The organism is Chitinophaga vietnamensis, assembly GCF_902167635.1.
Taxonomy (GTDB): domain Bacteria; phylum Bacteroidota; class Bacteroidia; order Chitinophagales; family Chitinophagaceae; genus Chitinophaga; species Chitinophaga vietnamensis.
The window spans coordinates 403,963-419,468 of the sequence record NZ_CABHMS010000001.1; the positions used below are offsets into that span (position 1 = coordinate 403,963).

A 15,506-nucleotide genomic window follows, 5' to 3' on the forward strand; every position below is an offset into this window, starting at 1 on the left:
TGTTGATTGATATTATCCGATGATGGGACGGATCTCTACGCTGCCATTGGCATCCAGCGCAGGGCAGCCATGGGCCAGCGTGGTGGCCTCGTCAATGTTTTCGGCCCTCACCACGAGGAAGCTGCCCAGCTGCTCGCGTATCTCTACGAAAGGACCGTCGGTGATCACGCCGCCTGCACGCAATACCTTGCCTTCAAATGCCAGTCGGCTGCCGGTTTTCACGAGCTTGTCCTGTGCCGCGATACTGCCTACCCAATCCTGCCACTTCTGCTTCAGCGCCTGCATTTCATTGGGAGATGCCTTGCTGTAATCGTAATCCGGTTGTCTGAATAATAACATAAATTCTTTCATGGTCATTCATTTTTGTTGTTGTCAATGAGATGTTTCACTGTAATAAGTACCGGACTTTATCAAATTGGACAGCTGCTTCAAAATTTTTTTTCTCTTTTCCTGACCGCAATATCGGATTATTCGGGATATCCTGTAAAACCGCTTACAGAAAAGCGGCTAACGCAACGTTAAACTCCTCCGGCCGTTCCATCATCGGCGCATGGCCGCATTGCGGCAACATTACCAGGCTCGCATCCGGAAGCAGCTCCGCAAATTCGTGCGCTACTTCCGGCGGCGAGATCTTGTCATCTTCTCCCCATATCAACAATGTTTTTACCGGTATCTCCGGCAGCAGTTTTCCTACATGATTACGTTGCGCCGATTTCGCCATACGCACTACGCTGTAACATTTGCGTGCGTCGGTGGTGATGCTGAAAACCTCTGCCACCAAGGATGCTGTGGCCACGGCGGGATCATAGAAGGTATAGGCGACCCTTTCTTTGATATAGGCATAGTTGCCACGTTTGGGATAACTGCCCATACTGGTGTTTTCGTAGAGACCGGAACTGCCGCTCAGCACCAGGCGCCTCACCTGCGCCGGATGCCGGTGCGCATACAATATGGCCACGTGGCCGCCGAGTGAATTGCCCACCAGCACTATATCCCGCAGCTGATGTTGCTGTATATAATTTTCAAGGAAACGTACCAGGTAATCAAGATTGTCTTCTTTGTGCTGATCGAATAAGGGCAATGGCGGAATATGGATCTCATAGTCTGACTGAAAATGCGATGTTACTCCTTTCCAGTTACTGAGGCCTCCGAAAAGGCCGTGGAGCAAGATCATGTTTGGCTTCATATCGTTTTTGACGCAAAGCTATTGGCTCCGTCTTGCACGGGCCGTGATCTCAGTCACAATAATTACGGTTGCGGTCCAGCAGGTATAAACGCGCTCTGCTCAAGGCTTCGCGGCTGGTATACAGATATCGCGCGATGTTGGTGAGTGATATTTTTTGAATGATGGCCGGGCGCTGCTCCAGCAAAAACTTATAGCGTTGTAAAGGACTTTTCAGAGAGAGGATATACTGATGTTCCGCCATTTGTTCCAGCAGCTCCTGGTAAAGTTGCAGGTTCATGTGGAAGAGATTGGTGTGCAGCGAGTATAAAGGTTGCAGTTTTTTGATGTTGATACGCAGTACGGCGGCGTCTTCCATCGCGATGATGCTCACGGCGCTCGGCGCTTTTTTATGATAGCTTTCGCAGTTGGCAAGGAAATCGTCCGGGAAGCCGAACTTCACGATCTTTTCATTGCCTTCTTCATCCAGTATCGCGAATTTGAACAGGCCAGACAACACAAAGGCGCTGTAGCGGGCCACTTTGCCGTAGCGCAGAAAGGCGTCGCCTTTCCTGATATGTTTCACAGTGGCGAAAGTGTCGAGTAATTGCCATTCTTCCGGTGTTATCACCGGATATTTTTTCATGAGGCGGTGGTACCAGTCCGGCAATGCAGGTGTCATGAAGAAATTTTTTTCGAAGATAGGATAATTTATATTTTTTTGAAATTAGATAGAGTTCTCTATTTTTGTAAAAAATAATCACGTATGCCAGGAAAAATGAAAGTGCGGGACAGGATCATGCATGTGGCGGCTGACCTGTTCTACCGGCAGGGATATCATCAAACCGGTATTAACCAGATCATCGCGGAAGCAGACATCGCGATCGGGTCTTTGTACAATCACTTTCCTTCCAAAAATGATCTGCTGATGGCTTATCTCGAACGGAAGGAAGCCGAGTTCTTCGAGGAGCTGGCGGCATTCAGCGCCAGCGCCGACTCTCCGCGGGAGCGTATTTTGCGCTATGTGGATTTCCGTATCGACCAGCAAAAGAAATTCAACTTTAATGGTTGCCCCTTTACGAATATTATTTCGGAAGTAGGTACGCATGATCCGGAGCTGAGGAAGGTGGTGGAAGAAAACAAGAAACGACACTATAGCTGGCTGCTGCCGCTCTTCAAGCAGGCGAAATGCGAAGACTTATGGGACAAGAAACTGCTGGCCGAGAGTTTTTTCCTGATGACAGAAGGCGCCAATGTTAATTCCACCGTTACCCGCAGTGTGCAGCCTTTGGAGCAGATCAAAAAATTCATCAAGAAAGTGGTCAGCTAAATTTTTTTAAATTAAAAGAAATAGAGTTATCTATCTATTTCCTGCGAAGCTGCTATACTAGCGGCATGGGAAGCCATTGCATTAAATTTTCAGCTATGATATCATTCAATGAAACCTTTGAAGGAACTTTTCCTTTCGCGCCGCACATGACGGATGCAGCGGGATTTAACATGCATTACATCGATGAAGGCGAGGGCCCGCTATTGCTTTGCTTGCATGGAGAACCCACCTGGGGCTATCTTTTCAGGCATCTTGTTACGCGCCTTTCCAATAGCTACCGCTTCATCGTACCGGACCATATGGGCTTTGGCAAAAGCGAAACGCCTGCCAACCGCAGCTATTGGTTGCAGGATCATATCCACAACATTGAGCAGCTGGTACTAGCGCTGGACCTGCGCAATATCACGCTGGTGATGCATGATTTCGGCGGGCCGGTGGGCATGGGCCTGGCGGCGCGGCATCCGGAACGCATCTCCCGGCTGGTCTTTATCAATGCGCCGGCTCCCCTCGGCCAGGAGGCTTTGGCGGCCGCTATCCAGGCGAATGTAGCCGCCTCGCCCTGGTTCCAATGGGTGATGCAGGCGGAAAAGGAAGGGCGACTGGAAACAGTGCTGAATGAAAGCCACTACAGCATTTTAAGCACGCTTGTACTCAACGGTTTTGAACGCCGTGAGCTGATCACGCCACTATGGCTGGAAGCCTGGCGGCGGCCATTTGCCACACCGGAAGATTGCCGCGGCGTAACCGGCTGGGCCAAAGGCTTCGCCACAGGAAAGCATATTTTTGAAACTCCATCTGAAGCCGCCAGGATACAACTTTCCCGGCTGCCGGCGCTCGCGCTCTGGGGCGCGGCAGATAAAACCTTACATGCAAAGCATTTCCTGCCGCTGTTCCATGCCGCTTTTCCCGCTGGCAAAGCTTATGAGTTGCCGGGAGTGGGCCACTACAGCCTCGAAGATGCGCCGGATACCGTTGCGCTGTTGGTACGCCAGTTCCTCGATCTCACGCGCTAAATTTTTTTGTTTAAAAATAGATAGAGTACTCTATATGAGATATAATACTTCAAGATGGCTGTCCATGCTGATCGTGTCATCGGCTATTTTCCTTGCAGTGATTGACATCTTTATCGTGAATGTGGCATTGCCGGCCATCAAGCGGGGGCTGAATGGCGCCAACAGCCAGTTGCAGTTGGTAGTGGCTATTTACTTGTTGGGATATGCCTGTTTGCTCATCACGGGTGGCCGGCTGGGTGATTATTACGGCAGAAAGAAAATATTCATGGTCGGCATGCTGCTGTTTACCCTCAGCTCTGCATTTTGCGGATTGGCGCAATCGGGCCTGCAACTGAATGTAGCGCGGTTCTTCCAGGGTACCAGCGCCGCGTTGATGACGCCGCAAGGGGTATCGTACATACAGGTGTTGTTTCCGGATGCGAAGGAGCGCATGAAAGCGATTGGCATATACGGTATCATTGCGGGATCGGCTTCTGTTATCGGCCAGTTCCTCGGCGGCCTCCTGCCGGATACGCATTTCGCCATAGCAGGATGGCGGCTGATATTTTTTATCAACCTGCCCCTGGGGATCATCGCACTGGCGGCGGCTGCGTTGTTTTTGAAGGAAACACCGCGTAACACTTTACAAGGGTTCGATTACGGCGGCGTGGCTATTCTTGCACCGGCCTTGTTCTGTCTCATCTTCCCGGTGATACAGGGCCGCGAACTGGGATGGCCTGCGTGGAGTATCGCGCTATTACTGGTATCGTTTGCACTGTTCTTTATCTTCGCCCGTGATCAGCGCCGGAAGCGCGCCCGCAACATGGAACCGTTGATAGATGCAGGACTGTTTTGCTTCCGCGACTTCAAGATCGGATTGTACGCTACTATTTTTTACTTCCTGGTACAGGAATCTTATTTCCTCGTCAGCGGCGTATTTTTTCAGGATGCATTGGAAGTACATTCGGCTACAACCGGCGTCTACTTTGTATCGCAGGGCATCGGCTATGTGATCGCTTCGGTCATCTCCGTAAAATTAATCCCTGTATTCGGGAAGAAGGTATTACAGGCGGGCATCTTCATCATGATGATCTCCTTACTCCTGCATATTCTTTTTCTCACTACGCCGTTGGCGAGTCCGCTTTCATTTTACAGCATACTTTTCTGTTACGGCCTGGGATGTGGATCTGTGCTGCCTTCGCTGCTGGCGTGGTCTTTGAAAGGCATCCCGCATCAATATGCAGGGGCGGCTTCCGGAACATATTACACGGCGCAGCAATCGGCCATTGCATTGGGCGCCGGGATAGTGGGCGGCGTGTTTTTTTATTTTACGGGCCATGCGCCGGTATTACAGGATTATGTGCTGGCTTATAAGGCTACCATGCTTTTCAGTATATTATTGTTGGGAGTGGTGAGTGTTTGTTTGATGATCATGCCGGATCAGCAATAAAAAGGATGACAGTCCGGGGGGCTGTCATCCTTTCCAGTGGCCATTTTTCAGGCAGTAGGTACTACCAGGCAACGTACATCTGTGGGGTTAGAATAGATTTCAAGACAATAACCGCCGGGGCCAGTTTCAGATTGTCTTAGTAGTTCCTGGAATGTTCTGCCAACGCTGCTTTCATCTTTTTTCCAGTCGGTGAGTACTTCGCTGAGGTATTCGCCTTTTTTAACGAGGAATGTTTCGCAGCCTTTTTCTGCGCCTTCTCCCGGGAAAGCCTCTTCCACCGCGGCTTTGTAGACGATGCCCTGGGGACCGTCAGGGTGGGAGATGCCGTAGGCAGTTCGCTTGCCTGCATCTGGAATTAATGCGTGCAGTTGCTGGAAAGCGGCGCCCACGCCCATCGGGAAGGAGGAGGCCTTTACATAAAAGAGGTGCAGGTCCCGCTCAATTTTGTACTTCTCCATGTTACAAGTTTTTCTATATAAACTTACCCCGAAAAGATACAACAGGAGCGGGGAGATAAAGACAAATACAAGGGGAAGACGGGACAATCTCATCTCCATGCGAACCTATCATTTTCCTTGACAACATGCCCAAAGCCCGGCCATGGCAGATGATAGCCAAATACCAGTTGCTGCGATTGAGCAAGATCATCCAATACCTTGCGCCGCGTTTGCGCGGCGAACGTAAAATCGATATCGAAAACAGTGCCCCATTCCGGTTGTGCAAACAGCACCAGCGCTTCATGACAAATATCTCCCATGTGAATAAAACTTTCGCTGGCAGTAGTGATCTCAAACAGGTAATGGCCCGGCGTATGACCGGGAGCGGCTATGGGTAGCAGGAAATCGAAAAGCGGCGTTTGACCATCAAACAATTGCAGGCGGTGCTGCACCAGGGCGAGTGTGCCGCAGATGTGCTGCTGTAGCGATTTCAGCGCCGGCAGCGTATTTTTGCTTTTGGAGAAATCCGGATTTTCAGCGTGCCAGAATGCATATTCTTCTTTAGCCAGGTGGATAGCAGCCTTGGGAAAAACCAGTTGTTGCCTGGCATCGATGAGGCCATCGATATGATCCGGGTGTGCATGCGTAAGCACGATGTCGGTTACATCATCCGGCTGGAAACCCGCCGCCATCAGGTTGTTGGAAAGCTGGCCGGCGCCGGGTAAAGCGGTGTGGCCATTGCCTGCATCGATCAATACTACGCGATCCTGCAATGCCAGCAACAGGATATTGTGTGTAAGTGTAAAGTGTTCCTCATTTGCATGGTGGCCGCAACGTAGATCTGTGAGGGCAGCACGGGAAATACCCGGCGCAAAGCAATCGTTGTTATACAATACGGTACCGTCGTTAATCACAAATACATTGGCGTGATCGGCATGAAAGACCTTTGTCATATAGAAAAAATTTGTTGGCAAATTTCTCTTTTAGACCTAGCATTGCATGAAAGACCAGATTTATTGGGATAGTCAAAAATTGTAGACTAATGGGAAATACAGGCGTGAGAAAGACGAAGAACTTCAACCCTACCAATTGTGCGGTAACCTTTTGTATGAATATCATTGGTGGCAAATGGAAACCGGTGATCATACATCTGATCTGCAATCATATCAACCGCTATAGCCTGATGCAGAAAGCGATTCCGGAGGCCAGCAAGCAAACCATCAGCAATCAGCTGCGTGAGCTGGAAGCAGACGGCGTTATTGAAAGGATCGTGTATGCAGAGGTGCCGCCGAGAGTGGAATACAAGATGACAGCATACGGCAACAGCCTGTTACCGATCATCGACGCGATGAGGTTGTGGGGAAAAGAGCATATGTAACCTTAATGATAGGATTCCTTACATTATTATAAACAATGTCAAAGGCCTGGCCTTTGACATTGTTTATTACATTGCTATCAGAAGCAAAGCAGTGTAATCCGGCAACCAGGGCAGGTGGTCTGCGCGAGGGATGTCAGGCAAACCGCTCCTTTCTGTTGGGGTTTACTAAGGTTGGCAATTTTGATCTTTGCCAGATGCAGTTTTTTGGGTGTGATGTCTTTTTTCATAACGGATAATATTTAATAGATGGTCCTCTCCTGTCTTTAGCGTGGAGTGCAATGCCATGGAGTGGTTGTTCAGCAATATTTTGGCTTGTTATTGCAGGGAGAAGCAGCAAGCGGGTTTTAGCTTTCATGGGTTAAGCATTTGAGGGATCATGAATTGCTACTGTTTACTAATCTAGGAATTTTTTTTGATGTTAGGATGTTTCACTGCGATAATGGGAAATATTTATGGCGCTTGTGGAGAATAGCGCTACATCATGTTCGGCAGTTCTTTCAGCGCAAATGCTATAAAGTCTTTTTGAAGCCTGTTTTGATGAGGAAGCGTAACCAGGCACCAGCACCTTTTCGAGAAATCATCTTTAAAAGGAATCATTTTTAAATCATTGTTCAATAGAGGCGCAATGAGCCATTTTGCCATCACTGCAATTCCGAGATTTAATTTAACCATTTCCAGTATGACCTCTGTCAAAGGCATTTTTATTACCCTGGCAGGCGCGGCCCTGTTGGGTTTCAGGACATTTTCGATCAGGTCATTATCTTCTACATCATAAGTAATCAATGTTTGTTCCCTGAAATCCACTGGGTATATCTGCTTTTGCTTTGAGAGTGGATTTTCTTTACTGACAATAACTACCAGTTCATCCTGAAAAACCGGCGTATATTTGAACGAAGGGTTATCGTGCAAGGGCTGCTTTGCAAGTCTGCTCACCAAGGCCAGGTCCAGGCTTCCATTTTGCAAATGAGACAAAGGGCTCCGGGTAGCGCCGTCCATGATCTGTACTGTTACGGCAGGACTGATCTGGTTGTATTTCTTGACCAGCCTGGGCAGCCAATTGTAAGTAGTATAGCATTCCGTGCTGATGTGGATCGTTCCACTCTCGCCAGTCTTTAAAGACTGGATTTCCTGCTCGAGTTTTTGAAGTTCCGCCAGCACAACGGTAGCGCTATTGATCATTTTTCTGCCAATGGGTGTGAGGTATAGTTTCTTGCTCTTTCTTTCAAAAACTTTAGCGCCTATTTTCTTTTCTAATTCCTGAACGTGGTGGCTCAGGGCAGATTGAGAGATGTAAAGCTTTTCAGCTGCGCGGGTCATAGAGCCTTCCTTTTCAATAGCGCTGATCACTGTCAGGTGATGCAAATTGATATTTAACATGAGCGAATTAGATTGATAATTCAAAATTAATTCATTGTTTTCATAGATATCTGTGTAATAGTTTTACGGTAGGAAATGAAAAAAATTATTTAACCAAAGCATATGAAAAGATATTTATTGGCACTTGCTGCGTTATTTTATTCCAACTACCTGCCTGCCCAGGAAATACCCGCCCGCTGGGACGAATTAGTGGCCAGCGATTTTCCGGCAGCATTACAAAAGTCTTCAAGAACCTGTATTTTGCCGATAGGCATCCTTGAAAAGCATGGCCTGCATTCACCTATTGGCACGGATCTGATCCATGTGCGTGAATGGGCTGCCCGCGCTGTAAAACAGGAATATGCCGTGGTTTTTCCGGATTATTTTTATGGCCAGATCAATGAAGCCCGGCACCAACCTGGCACTTTCTCTCTTCCCAATAAACTGATACTCGAACTATTGGAAGCTACCTGCGATGAGATAGCACGCAACGGTTTCAACAAGATCATCATCCTCAACGGACATGGCGGTAATCCCGAGTTCTTGGAATTCTTTATGCAAGGCTTACTCAATAAGCGCCATGACTATGCAGTTTATTTATACCGGCCGGAAAACGACCCCGACTACAACCAGGAATACCAGAAAAAACATGTAAGCAGCATGCCCGGCGATCTGCATGGAGGAGAGAGCGAAGCATCCATCTTGCTTCATTACCGCCCGGATCTGATGCGGCTGCAGCGAGCCTCCGGCGAGAATGGCGAAAACCAGCAACGATCTCATTTATCAGGACTGTACACCCCAATATGGTGGTATTCATCTTATCCTAACCATTACGCAGGCGACGCCTCAAAATCAAATGATGAATTAGGAAAGTTTATCACAGACCATGAAATAGCACAGTTCATTAAAGCGCTCAAAGAAGTGAAGGCAGATACCAAAACCCTCGAATTGCAAAATGAATTTTTTGACAGGGTGGAGAAGGGGAAATGATTTTGATGATAATGGTTAAAACTGTCAAAGCTATTAAGAACAAAACCCAACATTGTGTTGGGTTTTGTTTTTTGAAAGCGATAGGATAGTGAAAATGAATAGAAACTTATTCTTGACGGATTAAAAGTTGTTACCTTGCAGCTACTTTATGCAGATTTACATTTCTTTAGATACTTCGATTGAAGTTGACAAAAAATTTGAGATCCTTGATGAACTTCGTATGCTGCTGGCTGATACTTTCGAGCGCCAGTCATATGGAGACGATTTATATTTCCTATATATCAGTATTGTTTGTCTGCACCCAAAGTATGAGCAATTCTTCAAATCAAGACGCCCCAATTATAAAGAGGAAACTATTACTTACGTACACAGAAGTGTAGAGGTGACAAGAGAGGGTAAAAGCCTTACTTATGATTTAAAACTGAATTATGAGCGGTATTCCAATGCCGACGACGTTAAATCAATATTGGCTGAAGATATCCTCAATTCATTGGAGATTATCAGAAAAGTTAAGAAAATTAAGGATTTTGATTTGCTCAAATTCAAAGATGACTTTGAGGTTCTTTTCCAAAGTAATAGGTGGGTATAACGGTTACATCAACTGTTTTTATGTTGAAAAAATGTATTAATCTCGTCATAAAGGATAATCTCATTCTAACAAAATAAAAATGGGACAGGTCTTTCCATTGACTTTATCCCATTGTGTGACGGCAAATCTGGAAAATATATTGACTAATTATTGGCAGTATCAGATGATTTCATGATATCCGGGATAAAAAATCCGGCTAGTTCATCAATGAAACTATCTGGAAAAGCGCCTGAGAGATTGGTAAGTATGACGATAGTAAGATCGTCATTCGGATATACAAATATCGCTGAACGATTGCCTCCTACAGGTGCAAGTGCCGGGTGACTTGTTCTCTTAATAACTGGCCAACCGGCAGCATATCCATTTATTAAACGACTGAAACCTCCTGTCGTTCCATTATTTAAAATTGCAGGTGCCCAAAGCTCCTTAAGACTTGATGATTGTTTTAATAATTTCATGCTTTGCAAGGCAATCACCCAATTGGCAAGTTCTGTAGCTGTTGAACTCATACCGGCAGCCGTTTGCAGAAAAGGAGGAAACGAAAAAAACATATTGCTAAGCACCCCTTTGCGATATTGATAACTACAGGCAGAATGTACTATGACAGCTTTTGTAGCACCAAAACCGGATGCCATCGTTTTCGGCATGCCAACTTTTTTTAATTGTTCCCTGGTAATAAACTCCTGGAATGGTATACCACTTAAACTATTGATAATATGACCAAGCAATAAATAATTGGTTTGATTGTAACTGAATTTTTCACCGGAGTTAAATTCGTTCGGCATCTGAGTGACCATTTTCCATGCTTCCTCCGGATCATCATTTATTAGAACTGATTCCTCCTCATTTACAATATCAGGAATACCAGATGTATGGGACAGAAGTTGCCTAACTGTTACAGGTTTCCATGCATCAGGAATATTTGTCAGGTATTGAGAGATAGGTGCATCCAACCTTAATTTTCCGGCTTCCATTAATTGCACAATTGCAACACCAACAAATGCTTTAGTAATGGAATTAATTGTAAAAACAGTTTTATCACTTACAGGAATTGAATCCTGTAGGTTGGCCAACCCATAATTGCCTGTCTTTATAATTTTCCCATGTCTTACAATTGCCAGTTGCAACCCCGGGATTCTACGTTGCCGCATTTGGTTTTGTATAAAAACATCAATATTATCGGTTTGTCCAAAAATGCTGTCGTTAAAAGAGAAAAGCAGTAATGTGATAAGCACTGTTTTCAAATAGGCTTTCATTGGAATAATTTTGTGCAAGGTAGCAACTTCTCCTCCAATTCTTTGCATGACGATACAAGAGTTTGTAGCAACAAAAAGGACGTTCCAATAAAAAAATTGAAACGCCCCAAGAAGGTGACCCTGTAGGGACTCGAACCCTAGACCCGCTGATTAAGAGTCAGCTGCTCTACCAACTGAGCTACAGAGTCTTCACTTTGTTAAAAACGTGACGGCAAATTTAATGCTTATCCTGAATATTCGTGTGCTTAATTTTTTTAAATTTGATAGAAGGGTGGATTTGTGCAAAAAATCTGCTCCGTCACCATAAAATTTTAGTCCGATGCAAGACGCGTATATAGTAGCCGGTTACCGCACTGCGGTAGGTAAGTCAAAAAGGGGAGGATTTCGTTTTTACAGGCCCGATGATCTCGCCGTGGATGTGATCACCGGATTGCTCAAATCCGTACCACAGCTGGATCCCAAACAGGTCGATGACCTCATCGTGGGGAATGCTGTGCCGGAAGCCGAACAGGGACTGCAAATAGGTCGCATGATATCTGTAAGAGCGCTGGGCATCGATGTGCCAGGTATGACCGTCAACCGCTATTGCGCCTCCGGCCTGGAAACCATCGCGATCGCTACCGCCAAGATACAGACCGGCATGGCCGATTGTATCATCGCCGGCGGCACCGAAAGTATGAGCATGGTACCCGTTGCCGGCTGGAAAACAGTACCCAACTATACTGTTGCCAGCACCAATCCCGACTATTACATCGGTATGGGACTCACCGCTGAAGCAGTGGCCAACGAATTCAAAGTAAGCCGCCAGGACCAGGATGAGTTCTCTTATAAATCCCATCAGAAAGCACTGAACGCGATCCAGAACGGCTATTTTAAATCCGGTATACTGCCTATCAATATTGAAGAAGTATATGTAGATGACAAAGGCAAAAAGCAAAAACGTAATTACATTGTTGATACCGACGAAGGACCACGTGCAGACACCTCGCTCGAAGCGCTCAGTAAACTGAAGCCCGTGTTCGCTGCCAATGGTACTGTAACAGCGGGCAACTCTTCTCAAACCTCCGATGGCGCTGCTTTTGTGATCGTGATGAGTGAAAGGATGATCAAAGACCTCGGCCTTAAACCAATCGGCCGATTGGTATCCTGCGTATCCGCCGGCGTACATCCGCGTATTATGGGTATCGGCCCGGTAGCTGCTGTGCCCAAGGCTTTGAAGAGAGCCGGTAAAACCTTACAGGACATCGATCTCGTAGAACTTAACGAGGCTTTCGCTTCACAGTCTATTGCTGTGATCCGCGAGTTAGGCATCAATCCCGATATCGTGAATATCAATGGTGGTGCGATCGCATTGGGGCATCCGCTGGGATGCACTGGCGCTAAACTCACCGTACAATTGTTGGGTGATATGAAACGCCTTCATAAAAAATACGGCATCGTTACGGCCTGCGTAGGCGGCGGGCAGGGCATTGCCGGCGTTATAGAGAATATTGATTAGTATTTTGTTTGCGATAAATAAAAAGACCGGGATGGATTCCCGGTTTTTTTATGCAGTAAAGTCAAAATTTTTTTCCTCTCTTAAAAAACCCATCACCTTGTGGAGCCGGACGATTTGCGCTGCTTCCAGTCGTACTTCCGCGAAGCCGGGGTTAATCGAGCGCAATAAAACATGTTCTTTGGAACGTTTGTCGATAAATACCTTTTTTACTGCAGCCATTTCTGAAGTAATTACCAGATAAAAACCTTGTGTCTTAATATCTTTAGGTGATAGCTGCTTGCTAAAGAATACGAAATCCCCAGATTTGATTTCCGGATACATACTGTCGCCATCAACTTTCAACCCAAATGCACTGCCTTCAAACTTCGATACCTGAATGATCTGCGAGGGCATATCGTGCGCCTCATCATGAATCAGAGAAGTAGTGCCGGCCGTTACTTTCATGTCATATATCGGGATTCCATTATAGACTGCATTCAGCTTTTTGAAAAGTATATCTCGTTCCTCAGGCGTAAACTTCGTGGGGTCTGTAACAATAAGCCGCCCCTTCTCTTTACTCAATAGCAAGTCAATGCCAATTGATGTTTTGTACTTTTCAAAAAAAGTAACAGGAGCATTCACAGCACCTTCATAAGAATAGTATTTACTGCGCTCTTCCGCACTAAACCCCAGTTTTGCCACAATGTCTTTCTGCTGCCACTTTAATCCATCCTTTATTTTAACTAATATGACTCCTATTTCCGTCCTTATTTTGTTTTCGGACTTAGTCTTTTTTGGGTTTTTGGGCATGATAGAATAAAATAAAATGTCATAATCTTGACTTTTCACAAATACTTTTCTATATTTGTAAAAGAGTACGGGTCAATGAAAACAAATTTATCGATTTGATCTGTAAATTCTCGCACCGCTGAGAAGATATTTTACCGTGCGATGGCATGTGGGGATGATCCCCGGGTGAAGGCCCAGGGATCAACATCATAAGCGTAATGCTACTCCATCGATTTGCGATAATAGAGATGGATGGAGATAAACTTGCCAATTTTTGCGGTCGCCCTGAAAAGGTGCCGCCAACTTTTTTTACGACATTTCATTTTAAAAATTTTTGGGGGGTATAGCTTCCCGAAACCAAAAGGGCTGCTGGGAGGCGCAAAATTCCATGGCAGCCTTTTTATTTTTGTAAAACTTACCCCAGTTAAATAATAATCCCAAATATAGTTGATATCTCGTAAAATAAAAAGATCAATTTGATATAAACCACTGATATTTACATTCTTACCTATTTGATATTTCCTCTATCAAATAGATAATGATCGTATCATTTTGATAATTTATTTCCTATAATTTAATCTTATTAAATTAAACTTTTTACTAATTTGCTGTCTAATAAACCGGCAAGCTCGCCGATCAACCATATCGTTGTTTATGGATCGCAGACAATTCCTGACCTTATCGCCAGCCCGCCCACAGCGGAACAGCACCACCGTCGCCCGTACCTCCACAGGACTCAACCCCTTCACCGGAACATGGGGCGCCACACAGCTCATACACCTGCTTAAACGAACCATGTTCGGCGCCGCACCGAAAGATATCAACGCCCTCAAAGGCATGGGCATGCAACAGGTAGTGGATACCCTCCTCACCCCGCAAGCAGATCCCGCGCCCCCCGTCAACAACTATGGCATCGACGATACCGGCGTCGCCACCGGCGCCACCTGGGTCAGAGCGCCTCAAGGCAACGATATGCTCGAAGCAAAAAGGATCAACTCCTACAAAGCCTGGTGGACCGGACAGATGATCAACCAACGGACAAGCATACACGAAAAAATGGTGCTCTTCTGGCATAATCACTTTGTAACGGAAACAAGCATGGTGAGAGATAGCCGGTTCATCTATCAATATAACCTTACCCTGCGTCAGAACGCATTGGGCAACTTCAAGGCACTCACCAAAGCAGTGACCCTGGACCCCGCCATGCTGGTGTATCTCAACGGGTATCTCAACTCAAAACAAGCCGCCGACGAAAACTATGCTCGTGAACTGCACGAACTGTTCACCGTAGGCAAAGGCCCCGACTCACACTACACTGAAGATGATGTAAAAGCCACCGCACGCGTGCTCACCGGCTACCGGGTAGACAAAAACAACATCGTCAGCTTCTTCAATACCACCCAGCACGACATCACCAATAAACAGTTCTCCGCCTTTTATTCGAATAAAGTGATCACCGGCAAAACCGGCCCCGATGGCGCTACCGAACTGGATGACCTGCTGAATATCATCTTCGCACAACCGGAAGTGGCCAAGTTCATCTGCCGCAAACTATACCGCTTCTTCGTATACTATGATATCGACGCCGCTACGGAACAAAACGTGATCTCCCCGCTGGCAGATATTTTCCGCAGCAGCGGATACGATATCAAAACCACGCTGAACGCACTTTTCACCAGCGAACATTTCTTTGACCCGCTCAATATGGCCTGCCTGATAAAAAGTCCGGCCGACTTCTGCGTAGGCATCTGCCGCGAATACGATGTGCAATTCGCAACGGACTATACCACGCAATACAGTCAGTGGGGCAACCTGCATAACCGCGCCAGCTCTATGTTACAGGATCTGGGCGATCCGCCGCTGGTAGCCGGCTGGGCCGCCTACTACCAGGAACCATCGTACCATGAGCTGTGGATCAATACAGACACTTTACCCAAACGCAACCGCCTCAGCGATGCCCTCATCAGCGATGCCGGCTACAGCGGCGTGCACATCGATCCGCTCGCATTTGCAGACAAACTCTCCGATCCCGCTAATCCCGTTACGCTCGTAAAAGATTCGCTGGATATACTTTATCGTGTAGGCGTGTCCGATAACGTAAGGGATTTTCTTAAAAACACCATCCTGCTAACCGGGCAAAGCCCCAATAGCGATTACTATTGGTCCAACGCCTGGAACGCGTGGAAAGCATCACCTAACGACGCCCAGCTGAAAAACAACGTACACCTGCGTTTGCAGGCATTGTACAAATACATCATGGACCTGTCGGAATACCAATTATCCTGACCGTTGAAATACCT

General features: G+C 46.5%; 16 protein-coding genes and 1 tRNA gene. 8 read left to right on the plus strand and 9 right to left on the minus strand.

What is annotated here, in order from left to right; translation table 11 throughout:
• Window positions 1–12: 12 nt before the first annotated feature.
• The 3 genes from FPG75_RS01725 to FPG75_RS01735 form a co-directional block, all read right to left on the minus strand.
• Window positions 13–351 (minus strand): YciI family protein, encoded by a 339-nt coding sequence (locus tag FPG75_RS01725; RefSeq protein ID WP_143304780.1) that lies wholly within the window; start codon window positions 349–351, stop codon window positions 13–15.
• A 142-nt stretch (window positions 352–493) separates the two neighbouring features.
• On the minus strand, window positions 494–1,186 hold the full coding sequence (locus tag FPG75_RS01730; protein ID WP_143304782.1) for an alpha/beta fold hydrolase: 693 nt from the start codon (window positions 1,184–1,186) through the stop codon (window positions 494–496).
• 49 nt (window positions 1,187–1,235) lie between these two features.
• Complete coding sequence (locus FPG75_RS01735) at window positions 1,236–1,844, minus strand: Crp/Fnr family transcriptional regulator (protein WP_143304783.1); 609 nt, start codon at window positions 1,842–1,844, stop codon at window positions 1,236–1,238.
• 84 nt (window positions 1,845–1,928) lie between these two features.
• Here FPG75_RS01735 and FPG75_RS01740 point away from each other — a divergent pair, with 84 nt between their 5' ends.
• From FPG75_RS01740 to FPG75_RS01750, 3 genes are all read left to right on the plus strand, one after another.
• Window positions 1,929–2,492: a TetR/AcrR family transcriptional regulator gene (locus FPG75_RS01740; protein ID WP_143304784.1), complete on the plus strand. Its 564-nt coding sequence runs from the start codon at window positions 1,929–1,931 to the stop codon at window positions 2,490–2,492.
• A 95-nt stretch (window positions 2,493–2,587) separates the two neighbouring features.
• On the plus strand, window positions 2,588–3,505 hold the full coding sequence (locus FPG75_RS01745) for an alpha/beta fold hydrolase (protein ID WP_143304786.1): 918 nt from the start codon (window positions 2,588–2,590) through the stop codon (window positions 3,503–3,505).
• A gap of 34 nt (window positions 3,506–3,539) precedes the next feature.
• Window positions 3,540–4,934, plus strand: coding sequence for an MFS transporter (locus tag FPG75_RS01750; RefSeq protein WP_143304788.1), 1,395 nt, complete (start codon window positions 3,540–3,542; stop codon window positions 4,932–4,934).
• A gap of 47 nt (window positions 4,935–4,981) precedes the next feature.
• Here FPG75_RS01750 and FPG75_RS01755 read toward each other — a convergent pair whose 3' ends face one another.
• Together FPG75_RS01755 and FPG75_RS01760 are read right to left on the minus strand one after the other, a co-directional pair.
• Window positions 4,982–5,392, minus strand: a complete 411-nt coding sequence (locus FPG75_RS01755) for a transcriptional regulator (RefSeq protein WP_143304790.1) — start codon at window positions 5,390–5,392, stop codon at window positions 4,982–4,984.
• A gap of 89 nt (window positions 5,393–5,481) precedes the next feature.
• A complete protein-coding gene (locus FPG75_RS01760; RefSeq protein WP_143304791.1) occupies window positions 5,482–6,324 on the minus strand; it encodes an MBL fold metallo-hydrolase in 843 nt (280 codons plus the stop codon).
• An 89-nt stretch (window positions 6,325–6,413) separates the two neighbouring features.
• Between FPG75_RS01760 and FPG75_RS01765 the strand changes: the two genes are divergently transcribed.
• The gene (locus FPG75_RS01765) at window positions 6,414–6,749 is read left to right on the plus strand and encodes a winged helix-turn-helix transcriptional regulator (RefSeq protein WP_143304793.1); all 336 of its coding nucleotides are present in this window, start codon (window positions 6,414–6,416) and stop codon (window positions 6,747–6,749) included.
• 474 nt (window positions 6,750–7,223) lie between these two features.
• Here FPG75_RS01765 and FPG75_RS01770 read toward each other — a convergent pair whose 3' ends face one another.
• Window positions 7,224–8,126, minus strand: coding sequence for a LysR family transcriptional regulator (locus tag FPG75_RS01770; RefSeq protein WP_143304794.1), 903 nt, complete (start codon window positions 8,124–8,126; stop codon window positions 7,224–7,226).
• Window positions 8,127–8,228: 102 nt separating this feature from the next.
• On the opposite strand from FPG75_RS01770, the gene FPG75_RS01775 reads away from it, so the two are divergent.
• Both FPG75_RS01775 and FPG75_RS01780 read left to right on the plus strand, forming a co-directional pair.
• Window positions 8,229–9,095 carry a creatininase family protein gene (locus tag FPG75_RS01775; RefSeq protein WP_143304795.1) on the plus strand — a complete coding sequence of 289 codons (867 nt, stop codon included), beginning with the start codon at window positions 8,229–8,231 and terminating at the stop codon, window positions 9,093–9,095.
• Window positions 9,096–9,243: 148 nt separating this feature from the next.
• Window positions 9,244–9,684 (plus strand): hypothetical protein, encoded by a 441-nt coding sequence (locus FPG75_RS01780; protein ID WP_143304797.1) that lies wholly within the window; start codon window positions 9,244–9,246, stop codon window positions 9,682–9,684.
• A 143-nt stretch (window positions 9,685–9,827) separates the two neighbouring features.
• On the opposite strand, the gene FPG75_RS01785 is transcribed toward FPG75_RS01780, so the two are convergent.
• Together FPG75_RS01785 and FPG75_RS01790 are read right to left on the minus strand one after the other, a co-directional pair.
• The gene (locus tag FPG75_RS01785) at window positions 9,828–10,988 is read right to left on the minus strand and encodes a serine hydrolase domain-containing protein (RefSeq protein WP_143304798.1); all 1,161 of its coding nucleotides are present in this window, start codon (window positions 10,986–10,988) and stop codon (window positions 9,828–9,830) included.
• Between the two features lie 67 nt (window positions 10,989–11,055).
• A tRNA-Lys gene (locus tag FPG75_RS01790) sits at window positions 11,056–11,128 on the minus strand.
• A 131-nt stretch (window positions 11,129–11,259) separates the two neighbouring features.
• Between FPG75_RS01790 and FPG75_RS01795 the strand changes: the two genes are divergently transcribed.
• On the plus strand, window positions 11,260–12,438 hold the full coding sequence (locus FPG75_RS01795; RefSeq protein WP_143304799.1) for a thiolase family protein: 1,179 nt from the start codon (window positions 11,260–11,262) through the stop codon (window positions 12,436–12,438).
• A 48-nt stretch (window positions 12,439–12,486) separates the two neighbouring features.
• On the opposite strand, the gene FPG75_RS01800 is transcribed toward FPG75_RS01795, so the two are convergent.
• On the minus strand, window positions 12,487–13,266 hold the full coding sequence (locus FPG75_RS01800) for a S24 family peptidase (protein WP_143304801.1): 780 nt from the start codon (window positions 13,264–13,266) through the stop codon (window positions 12,487–12,489).
• 594 nt (window positions 13,267–13,860) lie between these two features.
• Between FPG75_RS01800 and FPG75_RS01805 the strand changes: the two genes are divergently transcribed.
• On the plus strand, window positions 13,861–15,492 hold the full coding sequence (locus FPG75_RS01805) for a DUF1800 domain-containing protein (RefSeq protein WP_143304803.1): 1,632 nt from the start codon (window positions 13,861–13,863) through the stop codon (window positions 15,490–15,492).
• Window positions 15,493–15,506: the final 14 nt, after the last annotated feature.